Origin of the sequence: Paenibacillus zanthoxyli JH29 (assembly GCF_000520715.1) — a bacterium.
Classification (GTDB): domain Bacteria; phylum Bacillota; class Bacilli; order Paenibacillales; family Paenibacillaceae; genus Paenibacillus_AQ; species Paenibacillus_AQ zanthoxyli.
In genome coordinates this window covers 1-558 of sequence record NZ_ASSD01000414.1, presented here as the reverse complement: position 1 = coordinate 558, position 558 = coordinate 1, and the positions used below count along the sequence as shown (strand labels likewise).

Here is a 558-nt window from a genome sequence, read left to right as displayed (position 1 = left end):
GATAGAGGCAGACCAGGGGAACTGAAACATCTAAGTACCCTGAGGAAGAGAAAACAAGAGTGATTCCGTCAGTAGCGGCGAGCGAACGCGGAACAGCCTAAACCGAAGAGCTTGCTCTTCGGGGTTGTGGGACGTCTTACATGGAGTTACAAAGGAACGGTTTAAGTGAAGAGGTCTGGAAAGGCCCGCTAGAAGAGGTAAAAGCCCTGTAGCTGAAAAGTCGTTCCCTCCAAGACGGATCCCGAGTAGTGCGGGGCACGTGAAACCCCGTATGAATCCGGCAGGACCATCTGCCAAGGCTAAATACTCCCTGGCGACCGATAGTGAAACAGTACCGTGAGGGAAAGGTGAAAAGCACCCCGGAAGGGGAGTGAAACAGGTCCTGAAACCGTGTGCTTACAAGAAGTCAGAGCCCATTTTAGGGGTGATGGCGTGCCTTTTGTAGAATGAACCGGCGAGTTACGTTTAACGTGCAAGGTTAAGGCGAGGAGCCGGAGCCGCAGCGAAAGCGAGTCTGAATAGGGCGAATAAGTACGTGGGCGTAGACCCGAAACCGGG

1 rRNA gene is annotated in these 558 nt (G+C 53.4%); it reads left to right on the top strand.

Going from position 1 to position 558, the window contains the following annotated elements:
* Positions 1–558 (top strand): 23S ribosomal RNA (locus L691_RS0115630); the annotation flags it as partial.